The sequence below is a fragment of the Eilatimonas milleporae genome, assembly GCF_003688555.1.
Taxonomy (GTDB): domain Bacteria; phylum Pseudomonadota; class Alphaproteobacteria; order Sphingomonadales; family Kordiimonadaceae; genus Eilatimonas; species Eilatimonas milleporae.
In genome coordinates this window covers 638,169-654,619 of the sequence record NZ_REFR01000011.1, presented here as the reverse complement: position 1 = coordinate 654,619, position 16,451 = coordinate 638,169, and the positions used below count along the sequence as shown (strand labels likewise).

The window sequence follows — 16,451 nt, the reverse complement described above, 5'->3', positions numbered from 1 at the left end:
ATTCCGCGCATCGACCATGGGTCATATCCTTTATTGAAAGATAGTGCGGGATCAGACAGCGGCGCGGCAAAAATCCTATTGACGCCCGCCACACCATTGCACCGAAAGCCACTTCGTATACCGCGCCGGCCGGTTAAGTCGCGCGCCGCTCCCTCGTTCGTCCGCCGAACCTGAAGGTTGAAGAAACCATGCAGCGTCAGAAAGAGGTTTTTGGTGGCAATACCGTCGCCGGCAATGGAAAAGCATCGTCACGGAAAGACGACATGACCTTGCGGCGATTGCCCAGTCACGACCCCGACCGGTCATCGGCAAATTTTATGCTGTCGCAGAAAATTAAAAATCTATACGATAAATTCTATCGCTTAAGGAGATTTTACGTTATCGGTAACGCACTAATTTATATGAGTAAAATTAAAAACATCGCATTACTTTTATTCAGATAATTTAATTTTTTAAGAAAAATTTTCTCATGAAGAATAAAAAAATTATCCTGCATTGTGGTTCTCCTAAAACAGGGTCTACCAGCCTACAGTATTATCTATATGATGAGGGCCTGCTTTTAAGAAAGCTCGATGTTCTTGTTGTAAAAAGACTGGTCCAAAAAAACAGTACTGACCCTATTTTCAAGCACCTTCTGGACAGTCGGAAACCGAACGCACCAAAAAGCGCCACCACCGAAGCCAGAAGCCGAATTGAGACACTTTTTGAGAGTGAAGACATTTCAACACTGCTGATTTCCTATGAGTCCATTCTCGGTGAACCCTTTGAATACGGTAACCCGGCCTTCTTTCCAAAAGCGCGGCAAGCCGTCAGGGCCCTGAAAGACATCTTCGACGGTTATGATATCCAGATTCATTATGTCACACGGGACTATACGAGTTTTATCGGTTCTTACTATGTTCAACACATACGCCGGGGCGGGGATTGTTCCCTGAAGGATTTCGTCCGCGCCATTGATCCCGATAGCCTGTCATGGATACGCATCGTCAATCTGCTCAGAAACACCTTTGGCGCAGAAAACGTACATGTACATGAGTATCGGGACTTTTTATCAAACCCCGGCAGAATTACGGCTGCGATTTTGGGTGGTTTAATCCCCGAGGACCGTGTCAGCGGAAAGATTGGCGGGTATCGAAAAAACCGGTCGGTCGGTGGTTTTCCTTTATATCTGACACGGATTTCCAACAGAATCCTGGTCAAGGGGCTGTCCCTCCCCCCTCAAACAGCCGGGCGTATTACACGTCAGCGTGTCTTAAAACCATTGTCGCGCTTCATACCAGGCGACAAACCCCGGATAGAAACCGCCATGTCGGAGTTTCTGGCGAAACGCTATCATGAAGATATGCAAATACTCTCTGGACAGTAACAGCGCCTCAGGCACACCTGCCGATCACCTTGGCTATAAGACCGTTTACGGCCCTAGATAAGCTGTGCAGGGTTTTTCCGCCGCGCATCAACACTCCCGTCAACAGGACTTGCTGAATCCGTGTCGCCACTGTCGGCCAGCGCCACCAGCTTTTCGCGTGCTTCGGTCGCTTCCTGCTGTTTCTGCCACATGTCGTGATAACGGCCCCCTTTCGCCATCAGGGCGTCATGGGTACCGCGTTCGATAATATCGCCCTTGTCCAGCACCAGGATTTCGTCCGCGCCGACCACGGTGGACAGGCGGTGGGCGATGACGATGGTGGTGCGCCCGTGCGACACATGGTCGAGGGCGGCCTGAATGTCCCGTTCCGTATGGCTGTCCAGCGCCGAGGTGGCCTCGTCCAGGAGCAGGATCGGCGGGTTTTTCAAAATGGTGCGGGCAATGGCGATGCGCTGTTTTTCGCCGCCGGAAAGCTTCAATCCCCGCTCGCCGACGCTTGTCTCATAGCCTTCCGGCAGTTCGGCGATGAAGCGGTGGACCTGGGCGAGACGGGCGGCCTCCTCCACCTGTTCTTCCGTCGCGTCGGGGCGGCCGTAGCGGATATTGTAGCCGATGGTGTCGTTGAACAGCACAGTATCCTGCGGCACCACGCCGATGGCACGGCGCAGGCTTTTCTGCGTCAGGCCGCGAATATCCTGCCCATCGATCAGGATGCGCCCGCCCGCCACGTCGTAAAAGCGGAACAGGATGCGCGACAGGGTCGATTTGCCCGCGCCGCTGGCGCCGACGACGGCGGTGGTCTTGCCGGCGGGCACGGTGAAGGAAATGTCCTTCAAGATCGGCCTGTCCGGGCTGTAATGGAAAAACACATTCTCGAACGTCACGGTGCCGCCGTTCACCGCCAGCGGTTTGGCGTCCGGTGCATCTTCAATATCTGCGCCGGTGCGGATGACCTCGAACATTTTTTCCATGTCGGTCAGCGACTGCTTGATCTCGCGGTAGACGAAGCCGAGGAAATTGAGCGGCTGGTAAATCTGGATGAGGAGGGAGTTGACCAGCACGAACTCGCCGATGGTGAAACGCCCCTCGACCACGCCGACGGCGGCCATCCACAGCACGGCGACCAGCCCGGCGGCGATGATGATACCCTGTCCCACATTGAGGAAGGTCAGCGACACCTGGCTTTTGACCGCCGCGCGCTCATAGCGTTCCAGGGCGACGTTGAAGCGATCGGCCTCGTGATCCTCATTGGTGAAATATTTCACCGTCTCATAGTTCAAAAGGCTGTCGATGGCCTTGGTGTTGGCCTTGGTGTCCTGTTCGTTCATGTCCCGGCGGAATTTCAGCCGCCAGTCGGTGACGTAAAAGGTAAAGAGGATATAGCTGGTCAGCCCGACAAAGGTGATGAGCGCATAGAGAAAACCGAAATTGATCCAGAAAATCACCGAGATCAGGACGATTTCCAGCAGCGTCGGCAGGATGTTGAACAGCATGAAGCGCAACAGGAAATCGATGCCGCGCGTACCGCGCTCGATAATGCGGCTGAGGCCGCCGGTCTTGCGTTCCAGATGATAGGCCAGCGACAGGCCGTGCAGGTGGCGAAAGGTCTGTAGCGCCACATTGCGCAGGGCGTTCTGCCCGACCTTGACGAAGACGGCGTCGCGCAGTTCGGCGAAAAACAGGGCCAGCACCCGCGCCATGCCGTAGCCGACGATCAGCGCCACCGGCACCGCCAGCACGACCGTTTCCATATCCGGGGCAACACCGCCGCCCTCACCGGTCAGCGCGTCCACCGCATCCTTCAGGAGAAAGGGGGTGAAAACGCCGATCACCTTGGCCAGTATCAGACAGCCCAGCGCCAGCACCACCCGCAGCCGCAGGTCGCCCCGCCCCGGCGCCCACAGATAGGGCGCCAGGCTTTTCACCGTATACCAGTGGGATTTGGCGATGTCGGAGGCGGTATCGGCGTCAGAAGACATAAGCGGTCCTGAGATGGTGTTGGCGGGGTGTGTGGGCAGAGTGCCGTTGTCTTGCCACGAAACGCATTATTTTGCTGTCATAACCATATAAGCGGGGAAATGATTAATGCCAGTGTATGGAAGTATTTTCGGCTTTGACGGCAAGGCACCGACGACGCAGTCTTGGGACGACCCATGCCGGACAGGCTGTAAACCGGAGCGAAGCCAACCGGCCCCGAGTGACAGAGAAGGGACACCCCCATGAACGAGACACAGCCACAAGACCGGTCCACACACCCCATAACGATCCGTAGGCTGGACCATGTGGTGCTGCGGGCGCGGGACGCCGAGGCGCTCGTCGCGTTTTACTGTGACGTGCTGGGCTGCACCCTGGAGAAACAGCAGGACGATCTGGGCCTGATACAGGTGCGGGCGGGTGCGTCGCTGATTGATTTCGTGACCGTAGACGGCCCCCTCGGCCGCAATTTTCCCAGGGCCCCGGCGATGGACGCCCCCAATATGGACCATTTCTGCGTGGCCGTGGCCTCGTGGGACGCGGACGCCATTCTCGCCCACCTGAAGGCCCACGGGGTCGAACCCGGCGATGTGTCCGAGCGTTACGGCGCCGACGGCACCGGCCCGTCCATTTATCTGCACGACCCGGAGGGCAATCTGGTGGAACTGAAAGGCCCGTCAACAACAGGCAAGACAACCGACAAGACAGCAGGTTAAGGCGGCAGACCGGCCTGCCTACTCGCCGCCCGCATAACCGGGGATAAGGGCCGCCGGCGTCAGCAGGCGGTCGACCATGTCGGGGTCCACCCCGTCCAGCCGCGCCGCCGCCTCCCTGAGGCCGAGGCCCTCGCCGTCCGCCAGTTTCACCAGCGCCGCCGTTTTGTCATAGCCGATGCGGGGCACCAGCACGGTGGCCGTCATCAGGCTGTCCCGCACATTCGCCGCCAGCCTGTCCCGGTTGATGGTCAGCCCGTTCAGCATGTGGGCGGTGAAATGGCGCATCATATCGGACAGGGCCTGAAGACCGTCCAGCACGGCATGGGCGATAAGCGGCTTGGCGGTGTTGAGCTGAAACTGCCCGGCCATGGCGGCGGCGTGGGTGACCGCCGTGTGATGGCCGTGCACCAGGGCACAGGCGGAAATCATCGCTTCCGCCAGGCCGGGGTTGATCTTGCCCGCCATGATGGACGATCCCGGCTCCACGCTGGGCAGGGTGAACTCGCCCAGTCCCGCGCGCGGGCCGCTGGCCGACAGGCGCACGTCGGACGCCAGTTTTTCCAGAACGCCGGCCAGAGCGGACAGCGCCGCCGACAGGCGCACCATGGCCCCGTGACCGGCCATGTGAACCGCCGGCAGCGGCGCGGTCACGAGGTCGAGACCGCTGAGGCCCGAGAGGGCCCTGGCAACCTGCCGGGCGAAATCTTCCGGCGCGTTCAGGCCGGTGCCGACCGCCGTGCCGCCCTGCGCCAGTTCGCGCAGACCGTCCGCCGCCAGGGTGAAATCCGCCTTCAGGCCGCCCAGTTGCAGGGCAAGGGCGGCAAATTCGGCGCCGACAGTGGTGGGGGCGGCGTCCATCAGATGGGTGCGGCCCACCTTGACCGTGGCCCCGTGTTCCTGCGCCATGCCGTCCAGCGTGTCGATCAGACCGTCGAGCGCGGGCTCAAGCGCATCGCGCAACAGAGTCAGGGCCGCCACATGCATGACGGTCGGGATGGTATCGTTGGAGGACTGGGAGGCGTTGACATGGTCGTTCGGGTGGATGGTCCGCGCCGCGCCCAGCGGCCCGCCGGCAATCTCGCTGGCGCGGTTGGCGATGACCTCATTGGCGTTCATGTTGAACTGGGTGCCGGAGCCGGACTGCCAGATGGTCAGCGGAAAATGGCTGTCCAGCGTGCCGGCCGCGACCTCGGCCGCCGCCACCGCGACGGCGTCGCGCACGGACGCGGCGATGACGCCGAGGGCGGCGTTGGCCTCCGCCGCCGCCTGTTTCTGCAGGCCCAGCGTGCGGATGAACACGCTGTGCGGCCGTGGCCCCGTGGCGGGGTAAAGCGCCAGCGCCCGTTCGGTCGCGGCACCCCAGTACCGGTCGGCCGGCACCTCCACCGCGCCGAGGCTGTCACGTTCCGTCCGCGTTCGCGGTTTGCTGTCATCGGTCATGGGGCGGCTCCCTGCTGTGCCGGAAAGGCTGTCGCGACCGGAAACGCAGTTCCGGCGTCACGCCGCGCCACTGTACCAGCCCGCCGCCCAAGCGGCAAAACAGTGTCGCCGCCAAACCGAACGATAGCCGCCCGTCAGCCGATGCGCGCCCGGATCAGATGCCTGAGCGAGGAATAGCGGCGGCGGCTTACCGGCACGACATCGCCGTTTGACAGAACGCACTCATAGGCGCTGCCCGCCGCGCGCAAGCCCGTCACATGGGACAGGCGCACCCAGTGCGAGCGGTGTGTCTGCACCCCGTCCAGCGCGCCGAGCCGGTCGACACAGTCCGCCAGACGCGCCAGCAGCAGGTGCCGGCCGGCGGTGGTGACCACCTCGACATAATGGTCCTGTGCGGACAGGCGCACCAGATCGTCGCCCAGGGCTGCCGGAACACCGTCCAAGAGGGCGGCCAGCCGGGGCCTTGGCGGCGCCGCCGGTTCATCGCCGGCCGGGGTTGGCACCGGTGCGGGAACTTCGGCCGCGCGGCCGACGATCAGCCGGGCCAGCAAAAGGGCCAGGGCCATCATCGGCACGGCCAACGGGGCGATGTCCAGAACCTCGCTGATATAGGCGGCGATGCGCCCGCCGGGCATGGGGCCGTCTATGTCCTCGGCATCGAAGGCCTCATCGAGCAGGATCGAGACCGGGGCCAGGAAAAACGGCAGCAGCAGCAAGGTCACCGCAAGCCGGTACGGGCGGCGCCACGGCGTGCGCAGCAGCAGAAACTCCGCCCCGAGGGTGAAGATGAAGGCCGCCAGCGCATGCAGGGACCACAAAAGGAAATTGTCGAAAAAGTCCAGATTGACCGAGCTGGACGGATGCAACAGGGCGATCAGAGCCCCGACCAGGGCTGAGAAAAAAACCACACTGGCCGCCAGACGGGCAAGGCCGGGGCCGGGCCGCTGGCCGATCATCAGGCGGGCGAACGGCTCGCTCACACAATATTCCGACAGCAACGCGCCGGACCTTGCGATGACTGACCTGGTCAAGGGGAACGCCCTCCATGCGTCGCGGGATCACGCCCGGCCTTGCATCCCTCATCGCCCCTCGGGGCCGGTTTCGTCAACGGTTAAAAGGCGACCGCCCGCGATCCGTCCGTGATCCGGCACCGACCGTCCGCGAACCAGCCGGACCTTGCGCGAATTCCGGCGCGACACCGGGCGTGCCGGCCCCGAAGCTGCGGGCGCTGTGGCTCCCCCAGGCCTTCAGCACGCCAACAGGCCCAATGCCCGGACCCGGTCGTTTCCCTTTCATGATCCGCCGGGTCCGGGCAGCGGGCCGGGCAAAGGCCAGTGAGCGGGCCAATGAGCAGGCCAGTGAGCAAGCCAGTGTGCGGACCGGAAGGCAGGCCGCACAGCGGGTCGGAAGACCGGGGGGCAGCCGCGCACAGCGTGTCAAAGCAACCAAGAAGGAACGACGGTGATCACACACAAATCCACCATGCTCGCGGCCGCGATGACGGCCGCGTTTGCGGCCACGGCGGGGCTGTCGGGGCCGGCCCATGCACAACAAAACGGCAGCGGCGAAAACGACTGGGAGGAAAACGACGGGGGGGACTGGGACGCGCGGGTCGGGGCCGGCGTCCTGTTCAACCCGGAATTCAACGGCTCCAAAACGCTTGAAATCATCCCGATCCCCGTTCTCGACATCACCTGGCGCAACCGGATTTTTCTGAACACACAGAACGGTCTCGGCCTGTGGCTGGTGAAAAGCGATGACGATCCCAAATATCTGGGTCTGTCGGTGGGGTATAATTTCGATGACCGGGAGTCCAGCGCCATCGCGGGACTGGAAGGGCTGGACGACATTGACGGCACCATCGAAGCCAAGCTTCTGGCAGGCTTCGAGCTGGGTCTGATCGATGTGGAGTTCGAGGCCGCGCGCGCCATCGGCAGCGACGGGCATGACGGCTTCCGCATGGAACTGGCCGCCGGGCTGGGCGTTCCCGTCGGCAACCGGGCCTTTGTGGAGTTTGCCCCCTTCGTCACCTGGGGTGACGACAGTTACAACAACAGCCTGTACGGCGTCAGCGCGGCGGAGGCGGTGACCTCGAATTTCAGGGAGTTCGACGCGGGCAGCGGCTTTGAAAAGGTCGGCGCCGAGCTGGAAGGCAATTTTCTGTTCACCGACCGCATCGGCATCTATCTGAACGGCGAATACAGCCGCCTTGTCGGCGGCGCGGCGGACAGCCCCTTCATCAGAACGAAAAACCAGTTCGAGGCCATCGGCGGCCTCTATTACCGCTTTTAGGGCGACGGCCATGGGGTGGCACAGGATTTTTGCCGGGCTGGCATGCGTCGCGGTTGCCGCGACGGTTCTGGCATACGGCTATCTGTTCGGCGGCTGGTTCACGGTCAAACGCAGTCTGGCAGAACACCGGGCCTTCCTGTCGGCAGCTTTCGACCTGCGCCTGCCGCCCGCCGCCGACGGCCCGGCGCCGGCGGCGATCCTGATGCCCGGCTGCCTGGGGACACAGGGCCACCACCGGGACTGGGCGGCGTTCCTGCGGCGCCAGGGGTGGGCGACGCTGACCGTCGACAGTTTCACCCCGCGCGGCCTGCACGGGACCGCAGCGCTGACCCGCGTGTGCGAAGGCGAGGATGTCTGGGGGTTCGAGCGGGCGGCCGACATTCTCGCCGCCATCGTCCATCTCAGCACCCGGCCGCGCGTCGACCCGGGCCGGATCGTGCTGTTCGGCTGGTCGCACGGTGCCTGGGCGGCGATGGACGCCCTGACATTCGGACCGGCATCGCGCCCGACAAACCTGAAGGCCCTGCCCGACAGCGCCGTGGCCAACATCACCGACGACATCGCGGGCGCCGTTCTCTTCTACCCCTATTGCGGCTGGGGCACGCGCAGCCGCACGCGCGGCTGGCACAGGCGCGTGCCCGCCCTGCTGTTTCTGGCCGGGCGGGACCGGAATGTCCCCACCGGGGCCTGCATCGCCACCGCCGCAGCCCTGAAAGACAGCGGCATCCCCATCGAGGAGACCGTTTTCCCCGAGGCCACCCACTGGTTCGACCATCAGGGCGGGGACGCCCTTATGCCGCACACATACAGCCCGATGGCGACAGCCATGGCCCGCAGCCAAACGCAGGCGTTTCTCGCCCGGCTGGCCGGGCGGACAGACACAAGGAAAGGAAACTGAAATGATTGCAAAACCGGGACATATCCCGATCCGGGGCAGGCGGGCCGGCCTGATTACGGGCCTGATTTTGGGCCTGATTTTGGGCCTGTCGGCCGGTGTGGCCGCACAGGACATCAGCCTTGCCAAATTCATCGACGGCTTTGAACGCGACACCGGCGGCAGGGTTTACGAGATTGAGCGCGAGCGCAAGGACGGCCGCATCGTCTATGACATCGAAAGCGTGCGCGGCGACCGGATCATGGAGACGGTGGTGGATGCCGCGACCGGTCAGGTCCTGTCGGAAGAGGCGGAAAACACCGCCCTGTGGACACCGATTTCCGCCGACAAGAAACGCGCCCTCATGGACAGTCCGGCCACGCTGGGCCGGCTGATGCTGGCCGACAGCCGCCTGTCGGGCAAGGTCGCCGTCAGGGACATCGCCGCCAGGCTTGGCAAGGGCGGTCTGCTGTTCGTCGTCACCACGGAAAATGACGGGCGCATCATCCTGACCGCCGGCGGCGGAGAGGCGCCATGACAGGGCGGGCAGGAGCGACAGCGCGGGCAGGAGCGACAGCGCGGCGGCGGGGGCCCGCACAGGCCGTATCGTTGATTGCGAAAGCGGCGGCGGCGGGCCTGCTGGCGGGCGTGTGCGCCGGGGTGTGCACCACTATACTGTCCGCCCAACCGGCCGCAGAGGATACGGCGGGACAGACAACGGAGGACAGGGCGGAACGGACCGCGAACCGCACATTCTACCGCGACCTGCGGCCCGCACACTGGTTCTGGAACGGGATGGACCCGCTTGTCCTTGAGCGGATTCTCACCCGGATCAAAGGGGCGGACGGACCGCGCGAGGATAGCGCCTATCATGACGGCATCGCGGCCTACGGCCCCGGCAACTGGACCTATGAGTTCGAGCGGGTGGGTGACGCCTATATGACGCGCGGCCGCCTTCAGGAAACCCTGAACCATACCCATGTCGCCGCCGCCTATTACAGGAAAGCCGCCGCCGCCTATGCCACGGCGAAATTTCCCCACTTCGCGGAAAATGCCGACCAGAACCGCGCCTACGCCAAAAACATCGACGCGCTGGAAGCCGCGTGGACGCTGCGCGGCCTGATCTTTGAGCGGGTCACGTCCACATTCGACGGGCAGCCGGTCGACGGCATTCTGATGCTGCCGGCCTTAAGGCGCGGGCCGGTGCCGCTGGTGCTCGGCACCAACGGGATCGACGTGCTGAAGGGGGAGTTTTTCGACATGGCGGACATGCTGATCGCGCGCGGCATCGGCTTTTTCGCCTTCGACATGGCCGGCACCGGCAGCCACGCGCATCTGCGGCTGAGCCCGGAGTATGAGCGTCTGACCCGGCATTTCATGACCACGCTCGGCGCTGACACGCGGGTGGATGCGGCCCGGCTCGGCCTGATCGGCGTCAGTTTCGGCGGCAATGCGGTCGTCAAGCTGGCGATGCAGCAGCCCGCCGGCCTGAAGGCCTTGGTCAATATGTGCGGCCCCGTGCACAGTGTCTTCATGCTGGACGCGGGCGCCGTCGCCGGGGTGGAGGCCATGTACCGCGACGCCTTCGTCGACCGGGCGAAGCTGACAGGCGCCAGCGACGCCGAAATCGCCGACGCGCTGAAAGGCTTCTCGCTCGTCGGGCAGGGGCTTCTCGGCGGCGGGCGGACAACCCCTGTTCCCATTTTCAGCGTCAATGCCGCCGGGGACTATGTCGCCCCGGACAGCGACATGGCGCTTGTGACCGCCTCTACACAGGACGGCACGCTCATCTACAGCGGCGAGGGCGATCACTGCCCGCAGGACCGCTTCATGGTCACCCCCGTCATCGCCGACTGGCTGAAAGACCGGCTTTAGCACGGCCGCGCCTTGCCCCGCCCGGCTGCCCGGCCCGCCCGCACTTACCCGAAAGCCGTGACCCGGGCATGACGGGGTCATGACAAGGCGGGCGGGCCGGGCCTATAGTGGCGGGGCGTGCATTCACGAACCGCCGGTGGAGGATTATGGCCAGCAAAATGAAGCGGGACGATTTCCGCAAGGAACTGCGCAGACTTCAGGGGGAATTGTGCCAGTTGCAGGCCTGGGTACGCCAGGCGGGCCTGAAGGTCATCATCGTCTTCGAGGGCCGCGACGCCGCCGGCAAGGGCGGCGTCATCAAGCGCATCACCGAGCGGGTCAGCCCGCGCGTCTTCCGCGTCGTCGCCCTGCCCGCCCCGACCGAGCGGGAAAAAACCCAGCTGTTCATGCAGCGCTATATCAAGCATTTTCCGGCCGCCGGCGAAGTCGTCCTGTTCGACCGCAGCTGGTACAACCGCGCCGGCGTCGAACCGGTGATGGGCTTCTGCACCCAGGACGAATACGAGCATTTTCTCGAGGTCTGCCCGCAGCTGGAGCGTCAGATCATCCGCAGCGGCATCATCCTGCTGAAATATTTCTTCGACGTCAGCCAGGAACAGCAGGCCGCGCGCTTCCATGCCCGCATCAACGACCCGGTCAAACAGTGGAAGCTGAGCCCGATGGACATCGAATCCTGGCGCCGCTGGTGGGACTATACCAAGGCCTATGACCGCATGCTGGAGGTGACCGACACGCCGGACGCGCCGTGGTATATCGTCCGCGCCGACGACAAGCGCCGGGCGCGGCTGAACTGCATCGCCCATATCCTGAGCATGATCCCGTACGCCCATGTGCCCTTCACCGCGCCGGAGCTGCCGCCGCGCGCGCCCCGCGACGCGGACACGCCCAAACGGCCGCGCTATACCCATTTCGTGCCGGAGCCCTATTGACCGGATCCTGTTGACCAGCGCGCGTGGCGGCCCTGAAAGTCAGTGTCCCTGAAACCGTTACGGGGAGCACCGCCCTTAAGCGCCGGGCACGGCCAGTTCGCCGCGCGCCGGGATGTTGCCGTCCACCAGTTTCGGCACCCAGTCGAGAATGTCGGCCAGCGGCGTGCGTCCGAACGGCATGCTCTGGATCGAGGCATAATAGAGACAGCCGTCCGCATCGATCAGGAACAGGGCCGGTTCGAAAAACCTGTCAGGATCGGTGTCGCGGCGCCCGCTGGACAGATACAGCCCCCAGGGCCCGCCCGCCGCGAACGGCAGGCCGTGGCCGACCGGCAGGTCGCCAAGGCCCCAGTCCGCCACGACCGCCCGCGCATCCTCCCGCCCGTCGGTCGAGACGGCGACCGGTTCGACGCCCAGCGCGTGAAAACGGGGCAACACCCCGGCGAGAGCGCCGATATAGGACCGGCACACACCGCAGTGGTGGTGCCGGTAGACAACCAGCATGGTGAAGGTGCGGGGGCTGCGGTCGCGCAGGCGCCAGGGCGTCCCGTCGGTCAGGGAAAACGACAGATCGGGCACGCGCTGCCGGGGTCGCAGTCTGGTGGTCAGTCCGGTCGGGATATTGGGCGCGGGCCCGTCCGGGATGTCTTGCACGGTCATGGGCATATCCCTCCTGCTGCCAACAACGGCCCAAGGGAGAGCCGCCGAAAAGGCGCGAGCGGGGAAAGGCCGGACCGGACGCCCGGTGTCAGCCGGCTGCCGCCCGCTCGCGGTTGGTGGTGAACTCGATCTGTTTCGGACAGGTGGAGCGCACGATCCGCTGCACGAAAATGCCGGGCGTGTGGATATGGTCGGGGTCGAGACTGCCGGCGGGCACGATCTCCTCCACCTCGACCACGGTCACGGCGGCGGCGGTCGCCATCATCGGATTGAAATTGCGCGCGGTTTTCCGGTAGACGAGATTGCCTTCGGTATCGGCCTTTTCCGCCCGGATCAGCGATAGGTCGGCCACCAGCCCGGTTTCCAGAATATAGGTCTGGCCGTCGAAATCCTTATGCTCCTTGCCCTCGGCGATCAGCGTGCCGACACCGGTCTTGGTGTAAAAGCCGGGGATGCCGGCGCCGCCGGCGCGGATGCGTTCCGACATGGTGCCCTGGGGGTTGAATTCCAGCTCGATCTCGCCGTTCAGATACTGTTCGGCGAAGATTTTGTTGTTGCCCACATAGGAGGAGATCATCTTGGCGATCTGCCGGGTCTCCAGAAGACGGCCGAGCCCGACACCGTCGATGCCCGCATTGTTGGACACCACCGTCAGGCCGGCCGCGCCCGTCGCCTGCAGGGCGTTGATCAGGCTTTCCGGCATGCCGCACAGGCCGAAGCCGCCGCACATCACCATCATGCCGTCACGGCACAGCCCGTCGAGCGCCGCCTCCGGCGTGTCGAAAATTTTGTTCATGCCCCCGTCTCCCTGTCCTCGATTACAGCCGGCCGATGTCCGGTTTTTACGTCCTGCCCGGTTTGCCGGCCGATTTCCACCATAAAAACGGCGGTCGAATAGGACGACACCGAATAAGGCACCAGATAGGTGAGCAGAATTTTCCACAGGGGCGGGGCCATGCCGGCCAGCAGCAGGTCCCCCTGATTGATTAGCACCAACAGCGTGCCGACCACGCCGGACACTTTCAGCGCCCGGCGCACCGTGACCGGACAGCGCAGCGCCTGCCCGAACGTCGTGGCGGCAAAGGCGCCGGGGTCAGGCGTTGAGGGGCCCGGCGTTGAGGGCTCAGGCGCTGAAGGCGCGGTCATCGCCCCCGCCCTCAGGCCGCGTTTTCAAGAATGACGGCAATGCCCTGGCCGACACCGATGCACATGGTGCACAGCGCATAGCGGGCGTCGCGCTGGCGCAGTTCCCGCGCCGCCGTCATCGCCAGGCGCGCGCCGCTCATGCCCAGGGGATGGCCGAGGGCAATGGCGCCGCCATTGGGATTGACATGGTCGGCATCGTCGGCCACGCCGAGCTGGCGCAGCACCGCCAGTCCCTGGGCGGCGAAGGCCTCGTTCAGCTCGATCACGTCCATGTCGGCGATGGTAAGACCAGCTTTCGCCAGCGCCTTTTCGCTGGCGGGCGCCGGGCCCATGCCCATGATGCGCGGCGGCACCCCGGCGGTGGCCATGGTGACGACGCGGGCGACCGGCGACAGGCCGTGGCGCGCCACCGCGCTTTCCGAGGCGACGATCAGCGCCGCCGCCCCGTCATTGACGCCCGAGGCATTGCCCGCCGTCACGCTGCCGCCGTCGCGAAACGGCGCCGGCAGTTTCGCCAGTTTTTCCGCCGTGGTGCCGGGCCGGGGGTGTTCATCGTCCGACACGACGATATCGTCGCCGCGTTTGACCGGAATGGTGACCGGGGCGATTTCCTGCGCCAAACGGCCGGAAGCCTGCGCGGCGACGGCGCGCGCCTGCGACCGCGCGGCAAAGGCGTCCTGATCCGCGCGGGAGATCTGATAGTCCTCGGCCACGTTTTCCGCCGTTTCCGGCATGGAATCGACGCCGTACTGCGCCGCCATCGCCCTGTTGACGAAACGCCAGCCGATGGTGGTGTCGAAAATTTCCGCCTTGCGGGAAAACGGGGTCTCGGCCTTGGCCATGACGAAGGGCGCGCGGCTCATGGATTCAACACCGCCGGCAAGGGCCAGATCGATCTCGCCGCTGGCAACGGCCCGCGCCGCCGTCCCCACCGCGTCAAGGCCGGAACCGCACAGCCGGTTGACGGTCATGCCCGGCACACTGTCGGGCAGCCCCGCCAGCAGGCTGGCCATGCGCGCCACATTGCGGTTGTCCTCGCCCGCCTGATTGGCACAGCCGAAAAAGACATCGTCGACGGCCTGCCCCAGGCCCGGATGACGGTCCATCAGCACACGCAGCACATGCGCGGCCAGATCGTCGGCACGCACCGAGGCCAGCGCGCCGCCGAAACGGCCGATGGGCGTACGCACGCTGTCGCAGATATAGACGGGTTGGTTCAACATACCGGACGGTTCCCCTGCCAGGCGGCGCGGATGATGGCGCGAATGGCGTCCCTTTCCAGCGGCCGCGGATTCCAATAGGGGTTCTTAAACGTGATTTCGACGGCCTTGTCGATACCGTCTTCCGGCATGCCCAGGTCTTTCAGCGCCGTCGGCGCCCCGCCGGCCCGCGCCAGATCATAGAGCGCGCCGGCCGGATCGGCACTGCCGGTGGCGCGGGCCAGCCGCTCCATGGCCGGGGCGACCGCCGGCGCGTTATAGGCCAGCGCATGGGGCAGCACCACGGTGTGGGTTTCGGCGTGCGGCAGGTCGAACGACCCGCCAAGGACATGGCACAGCTTGTGATGCAGGGCCACCCCGCCGGAGCCGAGACAGACGGCGCACAGCCACGCGCCGTAAAGCGCATCCCGCCGCGCCGCGCGGTCGTCCGGACCGGCGGCAATGGCGGGCAACGCGCGCACCAGGGCGGCGATGCCGTCCTCGGCCATCAGGCTGAGGACCGGGTTGGCGTTTTCGGCGTAAAGCGCCTCGACCGCGTGGGCGACGGCGTTCATGCCGCTGGTCAGGCTCATCACCGGCGGCAGGCTCAGCGTATGGTCGACATCGTAAATCACCGTTTCCGGCAGCACCTTCAGGGTTTTCCGCGTTGTTTTCACGCCGTCTTCCGTCTGCCCGATAATGGGCGTCATCTCGGAGCCGGCATAGGTGGTCGGCACGGCGATCTGCGGCGCGTCGGTGCGCAGGGCGATGGCCTTGGCCAGACCGATGGTGGAGCCGCCGCCGATGGCGATCAGGCCGTCGGCGCCGCTGCGCTCGAACACGGCCATGGCCGCGTCGGTGACACTGACGGGCGTATGCATGGCGGCCCCTGAAAACACACCGGCGGCACGGCCGTCCAAAAGGGCGGCAAGCGCCTCGCCGTCGGCGGCCTGGGGCGGCGTGGTCAGCACCAGCGGACGGGTCATGCCAAGGGCGTCGGCCTCGGCGCCCAGACGCGCGGTGGTGCCGGCGCCGAAGACGACGCGGGCCGGCAGCCCGGTATAGATAAAGCTGTCCACAACATGCCTCCCCAATAACGGATCAAATCCCTGCACACGGATGGCGGCAAACCAGGCGGCGGCGGACCAGAGGGCGTCATGACAGACGGCCCCATGCCCGGTCGGCTACCGGCCGATGACGGCGTTCAGAGCAGCGCGGCCTCGCAGGCGGCCAGCGCATCCTCGGCCGCCGCGCGCTCACCCGCGTCGTCGCTGTCGAGCAGGGGCAGGAAATCATGGCCGACCCCCTCATAGATGGTGAGGCTGAGCGCCGGCACGCTGGCGGCCATGTCTTCCAGCCGGGCGATCGTGTCGGCGCCCACCGGCACATCCTCGCGCCCCAGCAGCATCAGGTGCGGCTGGCGGACGTCGGGCAGATAGTCGAAAGGCACCGGCAGCGGGTCCTGATTGGGCAGCCCCTGCGGAAAACCGTACAGCCCGACCAGCGCCGCATCCATCCCCCGCCGCGCCAGTTCGAACACATACAGCCCGCCAAGGCAGAAGCCGATGACACCGGTCACCCCGGCCCCGGCGGCAAAGGTCTGAAACCGGTCGAGAAAATCGCGGTCGCGCACACGGCCCCGGCGGGCGAACGCCGCCTCCCGCGTCATTTCCGGCAGATCGCCGAGACCGGCGAAGGTGTCGACCAGAAACACCCTGGCGCCCCTCGCGGCGAAATGGGCGCACAAGCCCTGGTAAAAGGGGTTGCAGCCGTAAATATCCGGCAGGACGGCGATGCGGCTGGCCGCCGTCTCGTCGCCGTAGGTATAGCCGGAAACGGCACCGTCGAACGGCGCCCCTGGAACCGGCGCGGGAAATGCCGTGACGGCCTGTCCGTGACACATGGTTTCTGCCCTGTCCTGTGGTTTTTACCTGTGAGTTTTCTGTCAGCTTTCCGGCAGTTTTCCGTCGGTTTTCCGGA

At 64.9% G+C, this 16,451-nt stretch carries 16 protein-coding genes; 7 read left to right on the top strand and 9 right to left on the bottom strand.

The genetic code is table 11. The features are described from left to right. Positions 1-469 precede the first annotated feature (469 nt). Positions 470-1,366 (top strand): hypothetical protein, encoded by an 897-nt coding sequence (locus tag BXY39_RS10965; RefSeq protein WP_121938868.1) that lies wholly within the window; start codon positions 470-472, stop codon positions 1,364-1,366. Between the two features lie 53 nt (positions 1,367-1,419). Here the strand turns inward: BXY39_RS10965 and BXY39_RS10960 are convergent, their stop codons facing one another. Then, positions 1,420-3,345, bottom strand: coding sequence for an ABCB family ABC transporter ATP-binding protein/permease (locus tag BXY39_RS10960; RefSeq protein WP_121938867.1), 1,926 nt, complete (start codon positions 3,343-3,345; stop codon positions 1,420-1,422). A gap of 240 nt (positions 3,346-3,585) precedes the next feature. Between BXY39_RS10960 and BXY39_RS10955 the strand changes: the two genes are divergently transcribed. Next, on the top strand, positions 3,586-4,056 hold the full coding sequence (locus BXY39_RS10955; RefSeq protein ID WP_121938866.1) for a VOC family protein: 471 nt from the start codon (positions 3,586-3,588) through the stop codon (positions 4,054-4,056). Positions 4,057-4,074: 18 nt separating this feature from the next. Here the strand turns inward: BXY39_RS10955 and BXY39_RS10950 are convergent, their stop codons facing one another. Together BXY39_RS10950 and BXY39_RS10945 are read right to left on the bottom strand one after the other, a co-directional pair. Next, positions 4,075-5,496, bottom strand: a complete 1,422-nt coding sequence (locus BXY39_RS10950) for a class II fumarate hydratase (RefSeq protein WP_121938865.1) — start codon at positions 5,494-5,496, stop codon at positions 4,075-4,077. A 134-nt stretch (positions 5,497-5,630) separates the two neighbouring features. Next, a complete protein-coding gene (locus BXY39_RS10945; protein WP_147453547.1) occupies positions 5,631-6,527 on the bottom strand; it encodes a LytTR family DNA-binding domain-containing protein in 897 nt (298 codons plus the stop codon). Between the two features lie 430 nt (positions 6,528-6,957). Between BXY39_RS10945 and BXY39_RS10940 the strand changes: the two genes are divergently transcribed. The 5 genes from BXY39_RS10940 to ppk2 all read left to right on the top strand — a co-directional run bounded on the left by BXY39_RS10940 (position 6,958) and on the right by ppk2 (position 11,466). Then, complete coding sequence (locus tag BXY39_RS10940) at positions 6,958-7,788, top strand: MipA/OmpV family protein (protein ID WP_121938863.1); 831 nt, start codon at positions 6,958-6,960, stop codon at positions 7,786-7,788. 10 nt (positions 7,789-7,798) lie between these two features. Then, positions 7,799-8,686 carry a dienelactone hydrolase family protein gene (locus BXY39_RS10935; protein WP_121938862.1) on the top strand — a complete coding sequence of 296 codons (888 nt, stop codon included), beginning with the start codon at positions 7,799-7,801 and terminating at the stop codon, positions 8,684-8,686. A gap of 1 nt (position 8,687) precedes the next feature. After that, positions 8,688-9,200, top strand: coding sequence for a PepSY domain-containing protein (locus BXY39_RS10930; protein WP_121938861.1), 513 nt, complete (start codon positions 8,688-8,690; stop codon positions 9,198-9,200). Further along, positions 9,197-10,537: an alpha/beta hydrolase gene (locus BXY39_RS10925; RefSeq protein ID WP_121938860.1), complete on the top strand. Its 1,341-nt coding sequence runs from the start codon at positions 9,197-9,199 to the stop codon at positions 10,535-10,537. Before BXY39_RS10930 ends, BXY39_RS10925 begins: the two co-directional genes overlap by 4 nt. A 146-nt stretch (positions 10,538-10,683) precedes the next feature. After that, the gene (ppk2, locus tag BXY39_RS10920) at positions 10,684-11,466 is read left to right on the top strand and encodes a polyphosphate kinase 2 (protein WP_121938859.1); all 783 of its coding nucleotides are present in this window, start codon (positions 10,684-10,686) and stop codon (positions 11,464-11,466) included. Positions 11,467-11,541: 75 nt separating this feature from the next. On the opposite strand, the gene BXY39_RS10915 is transcribed toward ppk2, so the two are convergent. The 6 genes from BXY39_RS10915 to BXY39_RS10890 all read right to left on the bottom strand — a co-directional run bounded on the left by BXY39_RS10915 (position 11,542) and on the right by BXY39_RS10890 (position 16,374). Further along, positions 11,542-12,126, bottom strand: coding sequence for a redoxin domain-containing protein (locus tag BXY39_RS10915; RefSeq protein WP_170163772.1), 585 nt, complete (start codon positions 12,124-12,126; stop codon positions 11,542-11,544). 88 nt (positions 12,127-12,214) lie between these two features. Further along, on the bottom strand, positions 12,215-12,922 hold the full coding sequence (locus BXY39_RS10910; protein ID WP_121938857.1) for a CoA transferase subunit A: 708 nt from the start codon (positions 12,920-12,922) through the stop codon (positions 12,215-12,217). After that, entirely contained in the window at positions 12,919-13,272 is a 354-nt protein-coding gene (gene nrtS / locus BXY39_RS19340) for a nitrate/nitrite transporter NrtS (protein WP_170163771.1), read from the bottom strand. Before nrtS ends, BXY39_RS10910 begins: the two co-directional genes overlap by 4 nt. Positions 13,273-13,283: 11 nt before the next feature. Continuing rightward, on the bottom strand, positions 13,284-14,495 hold the full coding sequence (gene pcaF, locus BXY39_RS10900) for a 3-oxoadipyl-CoA thiolase (RefSeq protein WP_121938856.1): 1,212 nt from the start codon (positions 14,493-14,495) through the stop codon (positions 13,284-13,286). Next, positions 14,489-15,550 (bottom strand): maleylacetate reductase, encoded by a 1,062-nt coding sequence (locus tag BXY39_RS10895; protein WP_121938855.1) that lies wholly within the window; start codon positions 15,548-15,550, stop codon positions 14,489-14,491. Before BXY39_RS10895 ends, pcaF begins: the two co-directional genes overlap by 7 nt. A gap of 125 nt (positions 15,551-15,675) precedes the next feature. Next, entirely contained in the window at positions 15,676-16,374 is a 699-nt protein-coding gene (locus BXY39_RS10890) for a dienelactone hydrolase family protein (RefSeq protein WP_121938854.1), read from the bottom strand. Positions 16,375-16,451 lie beyond the last annotated feature (77 nt).

Bases quoted from the DNA above. Each gene is read 5' to 3' on its own strand.
- pcaF (WP_121938856.1), bottom strand. From the start codon at position 14,495: ATGTTGAACCAACCCGTCTATATCTGCGACAGCGTGCGTACGCCCATC.
- BXY39_RS10890 (WP_121938854.1), bottom strand. From the start codon at position 16,374: ATGTGTCACGGACAGGCCGTCACGGCATTTCCCGCGCCGGTTCCAGGG.
- BXY39_RS10960 (WP_121938867.1), bottom strand. From the start codon at position 3,345: ATGTCTTCTGACGCCGATACCGCCTCCGACATCGCCAAATCCCACTGG.
- BXY39_RS10950 (WP_121938865.1), bottom strand. From the start codon at position 5,496: ATGACCGATGACAGCAAACCGCGAACGCGGACGGAACGTGACAGCCTC.
- BXY39_RS10935 (WP_121938862.1), top strand. From the start codon at position 7,799: ATGGGGTGGCACAGGATTTTTGCCGGGCTGGCATGCGTCGCGGTTGCC.
- ppk2 (WP_121938859.1), top strand. From the start codon at position 10,684: ATGGCCAGCAAAATGAAGCGGGACGATTTCCGCAAGGAACTGCGCAGA.
- BXY39_RS10925 (WP_121938860.1), top strand. From the start codon at position 9,197: ATGACAGGGCGGGCAGGAGCGACAGCGCGGGCAGGAGCGACAGCGCGG.
- BXY39_RS10955 (WP_121938866.1), top strand. From the start codon at position 3,586: ATGAACGAGACACAGCCACAAGACCGGTCCACACACCCCATAACGATC.
- BXY39_RS10915 (WP_170163772.1), bottom strand. From the start codon at position 12,126: ATGACCGTGCAAGACATCCCGGACGGGCCCGCGCCCAATATCCCGACC.
- BXY39_RS10910 (WP_121938857.1), bottom strand. From the start codon at position 12,922: ATGAACAAAATTTTCGACACGCCGGAGGCGGCGCTCGACGGGCTGTGC.
- BXY39_RS10930 (WP_121938861.1), top strand. From the start codon at position 8,688: ATGATTGCAAAACCGGGACATATCCCGATCCGGGGCAGGCGGGCCGGC.
- BXY39_RS10965 (WP_121938868.1), top strand. From the start codon at position 470: ATGAAGAATAAAAAAATTATCCTGCATTGTGGTTCTCCTAAAACAGGG.
- nrtS (WP_170163771.1), bottom strand. From the start codon at position 13,272: ATGACCGCGCCTTCAGCGCCTGAGCCCTCAACGCCGGGCCCCTCAACG.